The sequence below is a fragment of the Leptobacterium meishanense genome (assembly GCF_037645805.1).
Classification (GTDB): Bacteria; Bacteroidota; Bacteroidia; order Flavobacteriales; family Flavobacteriaceae; genus Leptobacterium_A; species Leptobacterium_A meishanense.
The window spans coordinates 266,156-283,595 of record NZ_JBBEXE010000006.1; the positions used below are offsets into that span (position 1 = coordinate 266,156).

At 38.9% G+C, this 17,440-nt stretch carries 11 protein-coding genes; 10 read left to right on the forward strand and 1 reads right to left on the reverse strand.

Annotation, left to right across the window (positions count from 1 at the left end; translation table 11 throughout):
* Positions 1-11: 11 nt before the first annotated feature.
* From WBG21_RS08595 to WBG21_RS08615, 5 genes are all read left to right on the forward strand, one after another.
* Positions 12-1,742: a phospho-sugar mutase gene (locus WBG21_RS08595; protein WP_340076878.1), complete on the forward strand. Its 1,731-nt coding sequence runs from the start codon at positions 12-14 to the stop codon at positions 1,740-1,742.
* Positions 1,742-3,565 (forward strand): ABC transporter ATP-binding protein, encoded by a 1,824-nt coding sequence (locus WBG21_RS08600; RefSeq protein WP_340076881.1) that lies wholly within the window; start codon positions 1,742-1,744, stop codon positions 3,563-3,565. The genes WBG21_RS08595 and WBG21_RS08600 overlap by 1 nt, the downstream gene beginning before the upstream one ends.
* 269 nt (positions 3,566-3,834) lie before the next feature.
* On the forward strand, positions 3,835-4,377 hold the full coding sequence (locus WBG21_RS08605) for an RNA polymerase sigma factor (RefSeq protein ID WP_340076884.1): 543 nt from the start codon (positions 3,835-3,837) through the stop codon (positions 4,375-4,377).
* 30 nt (positions 4,378-4,407) lie between these two features.
* Entirely contained in the window at positions 4,408-4,917 is a 510-nt protein-coding gene (locus WBG21_RS08610; protein WP_340076886.1) for a hypothetical protein, read from the forward strand.
* Between the two features lie 11 nt (positions 4,918-4,928).
* Positions 4,929-5,393, forward strand: coding sequence for a sensor of ECF-type sigma factor (locus WBG21_RS08615; RefSeq protein WP_340076889.1), 465 nt, complete (start codon positions 4,929-4,931; stop codon positions 5,391-5,393).
* A gap of 398 nt (positions 5,394-5,791) precedes the next feature.
* Here WBG21_RS08615 and WBG21_RS08620 read toward each other — a convergent pair whose 3' ends face one another.
* On the reverse strand, positions 5,792-6,823 hold the full coding sequence (locus WBG21_RS08620) for a WD40/YVTN/BNR-like repeat-containing protein (protein ID WP_340076891.1): 1,032 nt from the start codon (positions 6,821-6,823) through the stop codon (positions 5,792-5,794).
* 198 nt (positions 6,824-7,021) lie between these two features.
* On the opposite strand from WBG21_RS08620, the gene WBG21_RS08625 reads away from it, so the two are divergent.
* From WBG21_RS08625 to WBG21_RS08645, 5 genes are all read left to right on the forward strand, one after another.
* Positions 7,022-8,233, forward strand: a complete 1,212-nt coding sequence (locus WBG21_RS08625; protein WP_340076893.1) for an RsmB/NOP family class I SAM-dependent RNA methyltransferase — start codon at positions 7,022-7,024, stop codon at positions 8,231-8,233.
* Between the two features lie 117 nt (positions 8,234-8,350).
* Entirely contained in the window at positions 8,351-12,043 is a 3,693-nt protein-coding gene (gene purL, locus WBG21_RS08630) for a phosphoribosylformylglycinamidine synthase (RefSeq protein ID WP_340076895.1), read from the forward strand.
* 247 nt (positions 12,044-12,290) lie between these two features.
* Positions 12,291-14,072, forward strand: a complete 1,782-nt coding sequence (locus tag WBG21_RS08635; RefSeq protein WP_340076898.1) for an AMP-dependent synthetase/ligase — start codon at positions 12,291-12,293, stop codon at positions 14,070-14,072.
* A 334-nt stretch (positions 14,073-14,406) separates the two neighbouring features.
* Entirely contained in the window at positions 14,407-15,549 is a 1,143-nt protein-coding gene (gene porV, locus WBG21_RS08640) for a type IX secretion system outer membrane channel protein PorV (protein WP_340076900.1), read from the forward strand.
* Between the two features lie 42 nt (positions 15,550-15,591).
* Positions 15,592-17,440: Ig-like domain-containing protein (locus WBG21_RS08645; RefSeq protein ID WP_340076902.1), on the forward strand; the 1,849-nt coding region annotated here is incomplete at its 3' end.

Genomic DNA, 17,440 nt, shown 5'->3' on the forward strand with positions numbered 1-17,440 from the left:
CTCTGTAATTAATGGAAATAAACCTTGAAAATATATTGGAAAAAGCCCAATCTTGGTTAACCGATATGTTTGACCAAACAACCCAAGACCAAGTAAAACAACTCATAAAAAACAACCCTGACGAACTCAAAGAAAGCTTTTATAAAGATCTTGAATTTGGTACCGGAGGCATGCGTGGGGTTATGGGCATAGGTACTAACCGGATTAACAAATATACCCTCGGAAAAAACACACAAGGCCTTAGCAATTACCTAAAAAAAGTATATCCACAAAAAGCCCTTAAAATTGCCATTGCTTTTGATTGCCGGCATAATAGTGACACACTGGCTAAAGTAGTGGCTGATGTTTTTTCAGCAAACGGAATTACTGTGTACCTGTTTTCAGCATTACGCCCTACACCGGAACTCTCCTTTGCTGTGAAACATTTAGGCTGTCATTGTGGGATCGTATTAACTGCATCGCACAATCCGCCGGAGTATAATGGTTATAAGGTGTATTGGACAGATGGCGGGCAGCTCGTACCTCCTCAAGACAAAGAAATCATTGAAGAGATAAATGCGACTGATTTTACTTCCATTCAATTTAAAGCAAATGAGAAACTTATAAACTATATTGATGATGAAGTTGACGATGCTTTCATAACCGCATCTGTAAAAAATGGAAGTTTCAATACACAGGAGAAAGACAATTTCAGTATTGTGTTTACATCACTTCATGGTACATCCATTACCATCCTACCTGAGGTTTTAAAACGTGCCGGCTATAAAAATGTGCACATTGTTGAAAAACAGGCAACCCCCGATGGGGATTTTCCTACCGTAAAATCTCCCAACCCTGAAGAACCCGAAGCACTGACACTTGCAATGAAAAAAGCTGAAGCAATAAATGCTGACATGGTAATTGGAACTGATCCGGATAGTGACCGCCTTGGTATTGCCGTGAGAGACCTTGACGGAAATATGAAGCTTTTAAATGGCAACCAGACCATGATATTGATGACCCGTTTTTTACTCGACCAATGGAAAAGCAATGGAAAATTAAAAGGAAATGAATTCATAGGCTCTACTATTGTTTCTACCCCTATGATGAGTGCATTGGCAAGTGCCTATGGTATAGAATGCAAAGTGGGGCTTACCGGCTTCAAATGGATTGCAAAAATGATTGTGGATCACCCTAAACAAACCTTTATTGGCGGTGGTGAAGAAAGCTTTGGCTTTATGGTAGGTGATTTTGTACGCGATAAAGATGCTATCACCTCATCATTACTGGCCTGTGAAATTGCCACTCAGGCAAAAGCCAATGGAAGCTCCTTCTATAAAGAATTAATTCAGTGTTACCTCGATTTTGGATTATACAAAGAACGGTTAATCTCCCTCACCAAAAAAGGGATCAGTGGTGCAGCAGAAATTAAACAAATGATGGTAGCCCTTCGAGAAAACCCGTTAAAAAGCATTGATGGTTCAAAAGTTGTAATGATAGAAGATTATAACACCTCCGTAGCAAAAAATATGATTACAGGTGAGGAAGCAACTATCAGTATTCCAAAATCAAATGTACTCATATACACTACGGAAGACGGCACCAAAATAGCGGCAAGACCGAGTGGCACCGAACCCAAAATAAAATTCTATTTTAGTGTAAATACCACACTAGAAACTATTGAAGACTATAAAAAAACGGATGATAGTTTGGAAGAAAAAATAAACCGTATTATTTCCGAAATGAACTTACAACAGCATTAATGAACTATTTTAAAAAAATACTTCGCTTCGCAAACCCTTATAAAAAATATGCTTACCTGAACATATTTTTTAATGTCCTCTATGCACTATTTAGTGCACTTTCGTTTGTGGCATTGATCCCCATGCTCGATGTACTCTTTAAAAAAAGTGAACAGCTACATGTAAAACCTACATATACCGGTATTGGCAATGCCAATGATTATATAAAAGACTACCTTAATTACCAAGTAACCCAATACGCCGGGGAAAGCGAAATGAGAGCTCTTATTATGGTCATTACTTTAGTGATTGTACTTTTCTTCATGAAAAATGCTTTCAACTACCTCGCCATGTACTTTATCACTTTCCTCCGTAATGGTGTGTTAAAAGACATCCGAAATAGTTTGTATGATAAAATTGTGTCACTTCCGATAGCTTATTTCTCTGAGAAGCGAAAAGGGGATATTATCGCAAGGATCACCTCCGACGTATTGGAAATACAACACTCTTTCCTCTCCATTTTAGAATTGATTGTAAGAGAGCCACTTACCATCCTGTTCACTATTGCAGCCATGTTTGTTATTAGTGCTAAGCTCACCATTTTTGTATTCATTTTTATTCCTATTTCAGGAATGCTCATTTCCAGGATTGGGAAGTCATTAAAACGAAAATCAGATAAAGTACAAAAAGAACAAGGTGACTTTCTCTCTATTGTAGAAGAAACCCTAGGAGGTTTGAAAATTGTAAAAGCCTTCAACGCAGAAAAACTGTTTAGTGATAAATTTAGAAATTCTACCGAGCGCTTTTTCCGGTTTTCCAATAGCCTGTTGAACCGGCAAAACCTAGCATCGCCTACCAGCGAATTTTTAGGCATTCTGGTCATAGGCATCCTACTTTGGTTCGGTGGTAAGATGGTGCTTATTGAGCAAACTCTTGATGCATCGTCTTTTATTGCTTATATGGGATTGGCATACAACATATTAACCCCTGCAAAAGCCATCAGTAAAGCTTCCTATAGTGTTAAAAAAGGAAATGCTGCAGCAGAACGGGTCATTGAGGTGCTCGAAACAGAAAATACTATTAACAACGCACCTGATGCCATTGAAAAACCCATTTTTGAGAAAACTATTTCCATCAAAAACAGCTCCTTTAAGTATGAAGATAAATATGTCCTAAAAAATTTCTCCCTCGAAATCCCAAAAGGAAAAACCATTGCCCTAGTAGGGCAATCCGGAAGTGGAAAAAGTACCCTTGCCAATCTTGTAACACGTTTCTATGATGTAAATGAAGGTGCCATAGAAATTGATGGTATCAATATCAAAAATATTTCCATTCAATCATTACGGAACCTGATGGGCTTGGTAAGCCAGGATGCCATCTTATTTAATGATACTGTGGAAAACAACATTAAGTTAGGAAAACAAGACGCTACCCATCAAGAAATTGTAGAGGCCGCAAAAGTAGCTAATGCCCATGAGTTTATTGAAAACCTTCCTGAAGGTTACCAAACCAATATAGGTGATAGTGGTGGAAAACTAAGTGGGGGACAAAAACAACGATTGTCCATTGCGCGCGCCGTATTAAAAAACCCACCCATCATGGTATTGGACGAAGCCACTTCCGCTTTAGATACCGAGAGTGAAAAACTTGTGCAAACAGCTCTTGAAAACATGATGAAAAACCGGACTTCTATCGTGATTGCACACCGTCTATCAACCATTCAAAAAGCTGATCGTATTGTGGTGTTACATCAAGGCAATATTGTCGAAGAAGGCACACACACAGCATTGATAAAGAAAAATGGCACTTATAAAAAGTTGGTAGAAATGCAGTCTTTCGAATAAAATAGCATCCATAAAAAAAGACACCCATAGTTGTTAGGATGTCTGTTTTTAATGTAAGGATTTGGGAATAATAAATCCATTTAAAAGTGGGGCAAAAAAAGAACACCGATGTGTTATTTTGATGATTCAAATGTAGTATAAAAATCTAAATAGTCGATAAAAGGACTAAAATAATCGATGAAATACACAAAATTTTAACATTCAAGTCAAAATATGCCCCATTTTAAACCTTTTAAGGTATAATTAGTCTAATTAGTAAAACTCGATTTTTGATATCTGAGCTTACATTAATCGACCAGCTAAAGGATAAAAAAACGCAAGAAAGCGCGTTTAGGATACTCGTAGGCAATTACAAAGAACAATTGTATTGGCATATACGGCGTATGGTACTAAACCATGATGACACAGATGACGTATTACAAAATACCTTTATAAAAGTGTATCGAAACATTGAAAAGTTTAAAGGAGAAAGTGCCCTGTATAGCTGGATGTACCGCATTGCAACCAATGAAGCGATTAATTTTTTAAATGCCAGGGCAAAAAAACACCATCTCAGTAGTGAAGCGTTACAAGCCAAACTTGTGGAAAATCTAGAAGCAGATGTGTTTTTTGAAGGCGATACCATGCAATTAAAACTTCAAGAAGCCATTGCTACATTACCTGAGAAGCAGCGAATGGTCTTCAATATGAAGTATTTTCAAGAAATGAAATATGAAGAAATATCGACTGTTTTAGATACTTCGGTAGGGGCACTAAAAGCTTCTTACCACCATGCGACAAAAAAAATTGAAGATTACGTAAAAAACCATTAAACCTTTTAAGTCTAAAATAGTCTAATATATATGGGCAGAAAAGATTTGCATAAAAAAAATACCGGTTTTATACTTCCCAAAGGGTACTTTGAGGAGTTTGAAGATAGGCTGTTCCATAAACTGAATGAACAACAGCCCGAACCACTTAATAAAAATGGTTTGCAAGTTCCTGATGGATACTTTGAACATTTCGAGGGCCGGTTATTTGAAAAGCTGGAAAAAGAAACTAAAGTCATCAAACTCAACCCGTATAAAAAATATTACTATGCAGTGGCTTCTATCGCAGCTACTATTTTGTTGGTGGTAAGCCTTAATGTTCTTTTAAACCGAAACTCCCTTTCTATGGAAAGCCTTACCAGTACAGAGATAGAAAACTATATAGACCATACTTCTATAGATGCCTATGACATTGCTCAGTTATATAGCGATGTAAACCTTGAAGACATACAACTGATAACGGAACCACTCGCTGATGAGGAATTAATTGATTATTTAGCTTCCGATATTGAACTGTATGAGGAGCTGATTTTAGAAAATTAAAAATGTACATTATGAAAAAATATATAACCTTCCTTTCTGTAGTACTATTTTTTATCCTTGTTTCAAAAACACAGGCGCAAGAGTATAAACGAGACCGAATTAAATCTTTAAAGATTGCCTTTATTACTGAAAAGCTTTCGCTTACTACTGAAGAAGCAGAGAAGTTTTGGCCGGTCTACAATACCTATGATGATAATGTCTATGATTTGCGGAATGTAAAGTTGCGTGATATAAAAAATAAATTACGGAACGGTAGCTTTCAAACCATGTCTGAAAGTGATGCTAAAAAAGTTCTAGATGAAATAGAGGCTATTGAATCACAAATTCATAACGAACAAAAAAAACTTACGCAAAATCTGCGATCAGTCATTTCTGCAAAAAAGATCATCCTATTAAAAAAAGTAGAGGACGATTTTAACCGGGAGCTTCTTAAACGCCTCCGGGAACGGAAAGGGCAACGGTTTAATAAGAATTAAGGCTTCCAGCATAATGTAATGGAAAAGAAGAAATTAAAAATATAGCAAGGGCTAACTCGCTACTCTTTATCTTTTTTTGATGCATTTATTTTTTGATATACTGAGACAAACCAAAAAATTGCAAAGCTTCCAAGTAAAATACCCAGACCTCCAAAGAAAATACCTATCGTAGTTAAATATTCCATTTTATTATTTACTTTAATTTATTTATAACAATATAGTCGTTCAAATTACTAATTCTTAGTATTCTCAGCAAGGAAAACCTTTCTTTTTATAGCATCAATAGTACCTCTTATTATCTACGAAATCTACGGAGACCAGAATGACAAGTCATTTTTTTAGTTGAAAAACTCCACCCACAATTTGTTATTTCTTTTAAAAAAAGGGATCCCTAAAAATCATCGAAACACCAGCTTCGCTATTCTGTTGTTTCCCGCAGCATATGCTATTGTATCATTTACAAAGCGGAGTGTATAAAAACCTTCTTCTGAGAGTGTTCGCCAACTCGTTCCCGCATCATTTGAAAAAGAAATACCGGTGAAACCAATCGCTACCAATGCCTTTCCGTCAGAATTAGGCACATATTGTACACAACTTTTATAGCCGGGTTCCTTACCATCGCTTACCAATTGCCAAGTTTTGCCTCCATCGCTGGTTACTGCCTTATTTGCAACAGTACCTTCCGGCTTGGTATAATCGCCTCCGATGGCAAACCCATGTTGTTCGTCATAAAAATCAACTGAATAAATCCCTTGTGTATTAATACCTTGTATAATAGGTACATCAAACACCTCCCAGATTTGTCCCTTATCAGGTGTGTGAAATACCCGGCTCTTTTCCCCACCGGAAACCAGCCAAGCATGGTGCCCTACAACAGCAATGTTGGTATTGCTCGCTGCAAAAGCGGCTTCTCCTGCTGTTGTTTTTGGGAGCACATCACATGAAAGCTTTTTCCATGTTTTTCCGCCATCCCTGGTTATAATTACCGACAAGCAGTCGTCTGTAGGATCGCCCATAGCAATCCCTTCCTGATCATTCCAAAACTTCATGGAATCGTAAAATACGTTTTCATGATCTTCACGGTACACCAATTCCATTTTTCCGGTAGCTCCTGTTTTAAAAAGCAGCGCCGGATTCCCGATAGAAAGCATAAAAAAATCATGCTTTGTACTTGCCACAGCCCTAAATTGCAAGTTGAGGGAATCATATTCCATCCGAGATGTCTTCACTTTTCCGATATCAGGGTCATACATCCCATACATGTTCTTACTACCTGCAAAAGCTAGTTTTCCATCCATCACTTCTATAGCTCGAATACTTATCGAATCCTTAAAAACATCTGTAATAATAACATCCGTATAGTTGACAGCCTCTTTTTCTTGGCAAGAAACACAAAACAATATGGCTATCAGAATTATATATTTTTTCATCTTTTGAATATTATTTAATGTGTATCAAGATACATAAATTATATACTATTCAAATCTGCCCTTAAGCTTTAAAATGTTTTTCAGGTCTTATCAACTGAAACCATAAAAAATCAAGTTATGAAATTAATCAAACATCTAGTGTTAGTAACAATCAGTACCACTTAAAAACGCTACCTTTGCCTTTCTATTTTTAAATTTATGCGACTACACAGGAACCTCGTCCTTACTATCATTGACGGTTTACACCTCATCTTTAATGAAAACCAGTATGCCGATAAGGTGGTAGAACAACTTCTTAAACGTGATAAGCGTTGGGGTTCCAGAGACCGATCCTTTATTGCAGAAACCACTTATGAGATTGTAAGATGGAAAAGGCTCTATGCTGAAATAGCAGAAACCAAAGATCATTTTAACAGGGATAACCTATGGCGCATTTTTGCTGTTTGGGCCACCTTAAAAGGTATTAAACTGCCCGATTGGAAACAACTGGAAGGCACACCTGCCAGAAAGATAAAAGGCCGGTTTGACGAGCTGTCAAAAATCAGGAAATATAAAGAGTCTATTCCCGATTGGTTGGATGAACTGGGTAAAAAAGAATTAGGGGATGAACTTTGGACAAAAGAAATACATGTACTCAACCAGCAAGCCGAAGTTATCATTAGGGCCAATAATTTAAAGACCACTAAAGAAAAACTTCAGGATATTCTTTCAAATGAAGGGGTCGAAACTAAATTCATAAATGGTTACCCCAATGCATTGCAACTTAGCCAACGTAGCAATATTTTTAAAACAGAAGCTTTTAAAAATGGTTTTTTTGAAGTTCAGGATGCTTCCTCACAGCTGGTAGCCGAATTCTTAGATGTAGCACCAGGGATGCGCGTGATAGATACCTGTGCAGGAGCAGGGGGTAAAACACTGCATATAGCGACACTTATGCAAAACAAGGGGCAAATTATCGCCATGGATATATATGAAAACAAGCTCAAAGAATTAAAAAGAAGGGCCAAACGAAATGGAGCGCATAATATAGAAACCCGCGTAATCGATTCTACAAAAGTTATTAAAAAATTGTATAGTTCTGCCGATAGGGTATTGATTGATGCCCCTTGCAGTGGACTTGGTGTACTAAGAAGAAATCCGGATGCGAAATGGAAGCTGCAAACAGAGTTTCTTGATACTATAAAACAGACACAACAAGAAATTTTACAGCGTTATTCCAAGATGGTGAAATCCGGAGGAAAGCTTGTGTATGCTACCTGTTCTATCCTTCCTTCAGAAAATCAGGAACAGGTAAGTACATTTCTAAATTCAGAAAACGGTAAAGAATTTAATTTAATTTCCGATAAAAAAATCTTCGTTTCCGAGTCTGGTTTCGATGGTTTTTATATGGCACAACTTGTTCGAAAATAACTCTCTGTTTGTTAAAAACATATCCGTTTACTGGGCTTTAATTTTTGTTTAATTGTGTAAATTTGCCTTTTCTTGTACAAACTGTCTGGCAACAAAGACATAAATTAAACGCCTCGTATGATCCTTTTCTTCGGAAATCCAAAAAGAAAAGTTTTTGCAGTACAAACCGCAAGCCAACTTTCAACTGAAGACCTCAAAAAATTAAACTGGTTATTTGCTTCTCCAGAACTCGATTCAGGAGCTATGCAACAAATACAACAATCCGCCATTGCGGATTTTTTTATTGGACCACGTGCTGCCATGATTACCCCGTGGAGTACTAATGCTGTAGAAATTACGCAAAATATGGGAATTTCCGGCATTGCTAGGATTGAAGAGTTTAAAGCTGTTCAAAAAGACATTGAAGACTACGACTCAATGCTCTTCCAAAAATACAGCAAATTAGATCAGGATATCTTTACCATCAATATCACTCCTGAACCTATCAAAGAAATTGAAGATGTTGCCACATACAATCAACAAGAAGGGCTTGCATTAAATGATGATGAAATAGGTTATTTAAACCAATTAGCTGAAAAAATAGGAAGAAAATTGACTGATTCTGAAGTATTTGGTTTTTCTCAGGTCAATTCAGAGCATTGCCGGCATAAAATATTCAACGGAACCTTTATTATTGATGGCAAAGAAAAACATGCTTCCTTATTTAGATTGATTAAAAAAACATCCGAAGAAAACCCCAATGACATCATTTCTGCCTATAAAGACAATGTAGCATTTATAAAAGGCCCCAAAGTCCAGCAATTTGCTCCTAAAAATCCTGATATACCTGACTTTTATGAAGTAAAAGATTTTGAATCGGTGATTTCCCTGAAAGCAGAAACTCATAATTTCCCCACTACAGTAGAGCCTTTTAATGGCGCTGCAACAGGCTCCGGAGGTGAAATTCGCGATCGGCTTGCAGGAGGAAAAGGAGCGCTTCCTTTGGCCGGAACAGCTGTTTATATGACCTCATATTCCCGGTTGGAAGAAAACCGCCCATGGGAACAACAAATGAAAGAACGTGATTGGCTGTACCAAACGCCCATGGACATCCTTATAAAAGCTTCCAATGGAGCATCCGATTTTGGAAACAAATTTGGACAGCCGCTTATTGCTGGCTCTGTGCTTACTTTTGAACATGAAGAAGAAATGCGAAAACTTGGGTTTGACAAAGTTATTATGCTTGCTGGGGGAATTGGCTATGGAAAAGCAGATCAAGCAAAAAAAGATACTCCAAAGCCCAGCGACAAAATTGTCATTCTAGGAGGTGAAAATTACCGAATTGGCATGGGTGGTGCAGCTGTATCATCTGCAGATACCGGAGAATTTAGTTCGGGTATTGAATTGAATGCAATACAGCGTTCCAATCCGGAAATGCAAAAACGGGCAGCCAATGCCATCCGGGGAATGGTAGAAAGTGATGAAAATGATATTGTTTCCATTCACGACCACGGTGCAGGCGGGCATTTAAACTGTCTTTCTGAACTGGTAGAAGAAACCGGTGGAAAAATTGATTTAGATAAATTACCCGTTGGCGACCCTACGCTTTCTGCCAAAGAAATTATAGGAAATGAATCTCAAGAACGTATGGGATTGGTTATTGCAAAGCACCATCTTGAAAAACTAAAAAGGATTGCAGACAGAGAACGTTCTCCCATGTATGAAGTAGGTGTCGTTACCGGTGACAATCAATTTACATTTGAATCTTCTTCGAAAGGGGATAAACCCATGGATCTGGCACTTAGTGATATGTTTGGCAGTTCACCAAAAACGATTATGAGTGACCGTTCCACCAATAGAAGCTATCAAAAAGTCAACTATTCTTCAGATAAAATATACGAATACCTGGAACAGGTATTACAGTTAGAGGCCGTTGCCTGTAAAGACTGGCTGACCAATAAAGTAGACCGTTGTGTTACCGGACGGGTTGCCAAACAACAATGTGTCGGGCCATTACAACTTCCTTTAAACAATTGTGGGGTAATGGCACTAGACTATCAGGGAAAAGAAGGTGTGGCCACTTCCATAGGGCATTCACCTGTAAGTGCATTGATAGACCCTATAGCAGGAAGTAGAAACTCCATTGCAGAGGCTCTTGCCAACATCATTTGGGCGCCACTAAAAGATCATTTGAAAAGTGTCTCACTATCCGCAAACTGGATGTGGCCATGCAAAAATGAAGGCGAGGATGCACGGTTATACGAAGCCGTAAAAGGATGCTCTGATTTTGCTATTGAGTTAGGTATTAATATCCCAACAGGAAAGGACTCGCTTTCCATGAAACAAAAATATCCAAATGATGAAGTCATAGCCCCTGGGACTGTTATTATTTCCGCTACAGCAAATTGCAACGATGTCACCAAAGTTGTAGAACCCGTTTTACAAACAAACGGCGGTGATATTTATTATATAAACCTTTCGCAAGATCGATATAAATTGGGAGGTTCTTCATTTGCTCAAATACGAAATCAAATAGGAAGTGAAGCACCAACTATTCAAAGTTCCGGTGATTTTAAAAAAGTTTTCAATAGTATTCAAACACTCATAAAAAAAGGCAGTATTGTTGCCGGTCATGATGTTTCAAGCGGTGGATTGATAACAACCCTTCTCGAGATATGTTTTGCTGACACAAACCTTGGGGCAAGCATAAACCTGGCTTCTTTAAATGAAAAAGACAGTATAAAAGTGTTATTTGCCGAAAACAGTGGTATTGTATTCCAAGCTAGCTCGGATGTGGAAACTGAATTAACAACGAATAACATCGAGTTCTTCAACCTTGGAAAAGTAACTGGTTCAGGGATTGTTTCCATCACCAATCATCAAGAACACTATAATTTTGATGTTGCAAAATGGCGAGACGTTTGGTATAAGACATCTTATCTGTTAGACCAAAAACAAAGTGGAACAACAAAAGCAGCGGAACGGTTCACAAACTATAAGAACCAACCGTTACATTATCAATTTCCAACACATTTCTCAGGAAAAAGTCTATTGTCATCCCGAGCGCAATCAAGGGAAACAAAGCCAAAAGCAGCCATTATCCGGGAAAAAGGAAGCAACTCTGAACGCGAAATGGCCTATGCCATGTACTTGGCAGGTTTCGATGTGAAAGATGTGCATATGACCGATCTAATATCAGGCAGGGAAACACTAGAAGATATTCAATTTATAGCTGCTGTGGGAGGGTTTTCAAACTCTGATGTATTAGGCTCTGCAAAAGGTTGGGCCGGTGCGTTTTTATACAACGAAAAAGCAAATACCGCCTTAAAAAACTTTTTTGATAGAGAAGACACCTTATCATTAGGAGTATGCAATGGTTGTCAACTATTCATCGAACTTGGATTAATTAACCCCGATCATAAAGAAAAACCAAAAATGCTGCATAACGAATCCCGTAAGTTTGAATGTATTTTCACTTCTGTAGATATTCAGGAAAATAGTTCGGTAATGTTATCCTCGTTAGCAGGTAGCCGGTTAGGTATTTGGGCAGCACATGGTGAAGGAAAATTTAGTTTTCCATATGCCGAAACAGCGTATAAAATAGTTGGTAAGTATGGCTATGACAGTTATCCTGCTAATCCAAACGGTTCTGATTACAATACAGCTATTTTAACTGATGATACGGGCCGGCATTTAGTAATGATGCCACACCTGGAACGCTCTACTTTCCCATGGAACTGGGCCTATTACCCAAAAGACAGGGACGATGAAGTTTCACCATGGCTAGAAGCTTTTGTAAATGCTAGAAAGTGGCTAGAATCGACAAACTAAAAAAGCTGTCTAAAAAATCACAAAAACTTTAAATATGTCATATTGAGCGTCCCGATAGCTATCGGGACGAAATATTTGATTAGTAATATGGTAGAATTCTCGACTGCGCTCGAATTGACAGAAAAGCATATTTTTTAGATAGCTTTTTTCCAAATTCATAACAAGCAATATCCTTTTTCATGATTCTTTTTGAAAATAGTAGGCAAATTTCATACTTTGCATGATCCTATCGGTTAATCTATCCAACATGACAAAAGTTACACGTCTTTTTGATTTTCCATATTACCAACTGGAAAAATTTAATCTTAATAATGCCCTCGTTACAAAATATGATGGCAAATGGATAGCAACCACTACCCAAGAATACATAAATAAGGCAAATGCCATTAGCCGGGGCCTTTTAAGATTAGGTGTCAAGCCCAATGATAAAATAGCCATTATATCATCTAACAACAGGACCGAATGGAACATTATGGATATTGGTGTTTTACAAACAGGGGCTCAAACAGTTCCTATCTATCCTACCATTTCAGAAGAAGAATACGAATACGTTCTCAACCACTCCGAATCTATCTATTGTTTTGTTTCCGATGAAGAAGTTCTTGAAAAACTAAATACCATAAAAACAAATGTAGCTTCTCTAAAAGAAGTATACTCATTTGATGACATAGCCGGTTGTAAGAATTGGAACGAAGTATTGGAATTAGGAAAAGATGAATCTAACCAAAAAGAAGTCGAGTTTAGAAAAAATGCTGTAAAACCTTCTGACCTTGCTACCATTATATACACTTCCGGAACAACAGGAAAACCAAAGGGTGTAATGCTCTCCCATAATAATATTGTATCTAATGTAATTGATAGTGCCGTACGAGTCCCTGTAAAAATAGGCAATTCAAAAGCACTTAGCTTTTTACCCGTTTGCCACATTTTTGAAAGGATGATTCTTTATCTATATCAATATTGCGGTGTTGCAATTTATTTTGCAGAATCCATTGATACTATAAGTGACAACCTCAAAGAAGTACAGCCCGATGTAATGACAGTAGTCCCGCGATTACTCGAAAAAGTATACGATAAAATCTATGCCAAAGGCACGGAATTAACCGGTATAAAGAAAAAACTGTTTTTCTGGGCTATTGACTTAGGCTTGAAATATGAACCCTATAAAGCCAACGGATGGTGGTACGAATTTAAATTAGGCATTGCCCGTAAACTTATTTTTAGTAAATGGCAAGAAGCCTTAGGAGGAGAGCTAGATGTAATGGTATCGGGAAGCGCTGCACTACAACCTCGCCTAAGCAGAGTGTTTGCTGCCGCAGGTATTCCCGTGATGGAAGGTTATGGGCTTACAGAAACTTCTCCTGTGATCTCAGTAAATGATGAACGTAACAGAGGATGGAAAATTGGTACGGTTGGAAAAGTAATTGATAACGTGATAATAAAATTTGCAGAAGATAGCGAAATCTTGTGCAAAGGGCCAAATGTAATGATGGGATACTATAAAGACCCTGAACGTACTGCCGAAGTAATGACCGGTGATTATTTCCATACAGGAGATATCGGGGAATTGGATGCACAAGGTTTCTTAAAAATAACCGACCGTAAAAAAGAAATGTTTAAAACCTCCGGTGGAAAGTACGTTGCTCCACAATTGATTGAAAATGAAATGAAACAATCGCGTTTCATAGAACAAATTATGGTTATTGGTGAAGGTGAGAAAATGCCGGCTGCCCTCATTCAGCCCAATTTTGAGTTCTTACAAGAATGGGCAAACCGGCATAAAATAGCTATCGGAAACACGCATGAAGAAATAGTTACCCACCCAAAAGTTATAGAACGAATTCAGGAAGAAGTGGATACGCATAACGAAAAATTTGGAAAATGGGAAAAAGTCAAGCGGTTTGAACTCACTCCTGATGTCTGGACTATTGAAGGAGGACACCTTACCCCTACTATGAAACTTCGCCGGAAAATTATCAAAGAAAAATACAAAGAACTTTATGATAAAATATACGAACACTATATATAAAATAGTCAGTTCAAGCGATAGATCAGGAAAATCATTAAACTTTATTGAATTTACTATTTCTAAATGTAAGTGTCTATGATTGTAGAAAAGGAAAATTAGCGTTATTTAAAAAATAAGCAATGGGTTAAGTAGGGTATTTCCATAATTAACTGTTATAAGGGTAGTGTCTAAAATCATAATCCATGAAAAAAGTTTTTTTTATTTCGTTCTTGGCAATTCTTGCCCATTCCTTCAATTATAACAATACTATAACTCCAGCGCTACAGATACTATCTTGTTAGGGCTAGAGCTACATTCTTTTTATAAAAACAAATGACAATCAAATTTTATTCATATGAAAAAATCCCTACTATGCCTTATGTTGCTTATTGTTTTCAAAAATTTTGCGCAACAGACACCTTCCCGTGTCATTACTACGGCCGTTCCTTTTTTAAATATCGCAGCCGATGCCCGTAGTTCGGGGATGGGCGATATAGGTGTCGCTACCGCTCCCGATGTATATTCCCAACAATGGAACCCCGCAAAATATGTTTTTGCAGAAGAAACCTCAGGGATAGGGATAAGTTATACACCCTATCTGTCATCCATTGCTGATAATGTAGCCCTTTTACAGGCCAATTACTACCATCAACTTAATGATCGGAGTGCCTTCTCGGCCGGTATCCGCTACTTTGGATTTGGAGAAGTCCCGCTACGCCTTTCCACAGATGATCCGGGCCGTGTGGTAAAACCTAATGAATTTACCGTAGAAGGTTCCTATTCTCTAAAACTTAGCGATCAGTTTTCGATGGCCGTAGGCGGGAAGTATATAAACTCCAATTTAAAAATTCAGGAAATTGACCCCGATGCCCAATCTGCCGGTACCATAGCAATCGATATCGCAGGGTACTATCAGTCCAAGTTACTCTCTCATAATTCTTTTAATGGCCGTTGGCGATTGGGTTTTAATATATCCAATATAGGGCCTAAAATAAAATACGATGAAGGCGGGCAAAAGAACTTTCTCCCAACAAACCTAAAGTTTGGAGGAGGATATGATTTTATTTTTGATAGAGACAACACACTTGCCTTCAATGTGGAATTCAATAAACTATTAGTTCCCACCCCAAAAGATTTTGATGGTGATGGTGATATAGATGCACAAGACAATGCAGCGTATGCAGATATAGGGTTCTTCAGTGGCATGTTCAAGTCACTTGGCGATGCTCCTGATGGGTTTAGTGAAGAATTAAAGGAAATTACCTGGGCATTGGGGGCCGAATACACCTATCAGGGTACCTTTTCACTAAGGACGGGATATTTTAATGAAAGTGAAGATAAGGGCTCCCGTCAGTTTTTTACCCTAGGGGGCGGTTTCAGGTACAAGGCGGCTATTATTGACCTGTCCTACCTGTTCTCCACCTCATCGGTCAACAATCCATTAGAAGACAGCCTACGGTTTTCTTTGTCATTTAATCTGGGTTCAAAAAGAAGATAGGGAGCTTTCCCTTCCCAAATAACAAACTAAAATAACAAGATCATGAAAAATACACACACTCATAATAAAAAAACGATTTTTCCTCTTTTACTGCTTATAGCTAGCTTCTTTTTGGCTTCACAGACCCTTAACGCACAAGCATGGCTACAAAATGGATTGGATATCGATGGGGAAGCAACAATTAATTTATCCGGTTTCTCTGTAAGCCTGAGTGCCGATGGGAATATCATGGCCATTGGAGCGCCACTTAATGATAATGCAAATGGAAGTGGTTCAGGCCATGTACGGGTGTACCAATTTGATGGCACTAACTGGAACCAGTTAGGTGCCGATATCGATGGGGAAACGGTAGGTGGTGACTTTTCCGGCGAGTCAATAAGCTTGAGCACCGATGGGAATACCCTGGCCATTGGAGCAGAAGGTAATGATGGAAATGGAACTAATTCCGGCCATGTGCGGGTATACCGATTTGATGGTACCACCTGGAATCAGTTAGGTGCAGATATCGATGGGGAAGCGTCAGGTGATGAGTCCGGCAGCTCAGTAAGCATGAGCAGTGATGGGAATACCCTGGCCATTGGAGCAAAAGGTAATGATGGAAATGGAACTGACTCCGGCCATGTGCGGGTCTACCGATTTGATGGTACCACCTGGAATCAGTTAGGTGCAGATATCGATGGGGAAGTGTCAGGTGATAAGTCCGGCAGATCAGTAAGCATGAGCAGTGATGGGAATACCCTGGCCATTGGAGCAGAAGGTAATGATGGAAATGGAACTGACTCCGGCCATGTACGGGTATACCGGTTTGATGGTACCACCTGGAACCAGTTAGGTGCAGATATCGATGGAGAAGCAGCTGATGACCTATTTGGCTGGTCAGTAAGCCTGAGCACCGATGGGAATACCCTGGCCATTGGAGCACCACAAAATGATGGAAATGGAACTCTTTCTGGTCATGTAAGGGTATTCCGATTTGATGGTACCACCTGGAATCAGTTAGGTGCAGATATCGATGGGGAAGTGTCAGGTGATAAGTCCGGCACCTCAGTAAGCCTAAGCAATGATGGAAACATCCTAGCTATTGGAGCTAATCGTAATGATGGAAATGGAGCTAGTTCAGGCCATGTACGAGTGTACCGATTTGATGGTACCACCTGGAATCAGTTAGGCATCGACATCGATGGGGAGGTAGCAGGAGATCTATCCGGCACCTCAGTAAGCCTAAACGCTGATGGGACTATTGTAGCCATTGGAGCACCTGATAATGATGGAAATGGTAATCTCTCCGGCCATGCACGGGTCTACCGGTATGTTGATTTCCCACCCACAGTGACCATTGATGGACCTGCCGGGCCTGTAAATGGATCTTTTGACATTACCATTACCTTTAGTGAACCCGTTACTGGGTTTGTTCAAAGCGGTATTACCATAACAAACGGGACAATAACAGCCTTTAGCGGATCAGGGGCATCCTATACCGCTACCATTGACCCTACAACGGATGGGGAAGTGACCGTACAAGTACCTGCCGGGGTAGCCATAGATGCTGCAAGCAATGACAATCTGGCTTCCAATACCTACAGTGTTACTAATGATGGAACAGCTCCCTCAGTGACCATTGATGGACCTGCCGGGCCTGTAAATGGTAGTTTTGACATTACCATTACCTTTAGTGAGGGCGTTACTGGGTTTGTTCAAAGTGATATTACCATAACAAACGGGACAATAACAGCCTTTAGCGGATCAGGGGCATCCTATACCGCTACCATTGACCCTACAACGGATGGGGAAGTGACCGTACAAGTACCTGCCGGGGTAGCCATAGATGCTGCAAGCAATGACAATCTGGCTTCCAATACCTACAGTGTTACTAATGATGGAACAGCTCCCT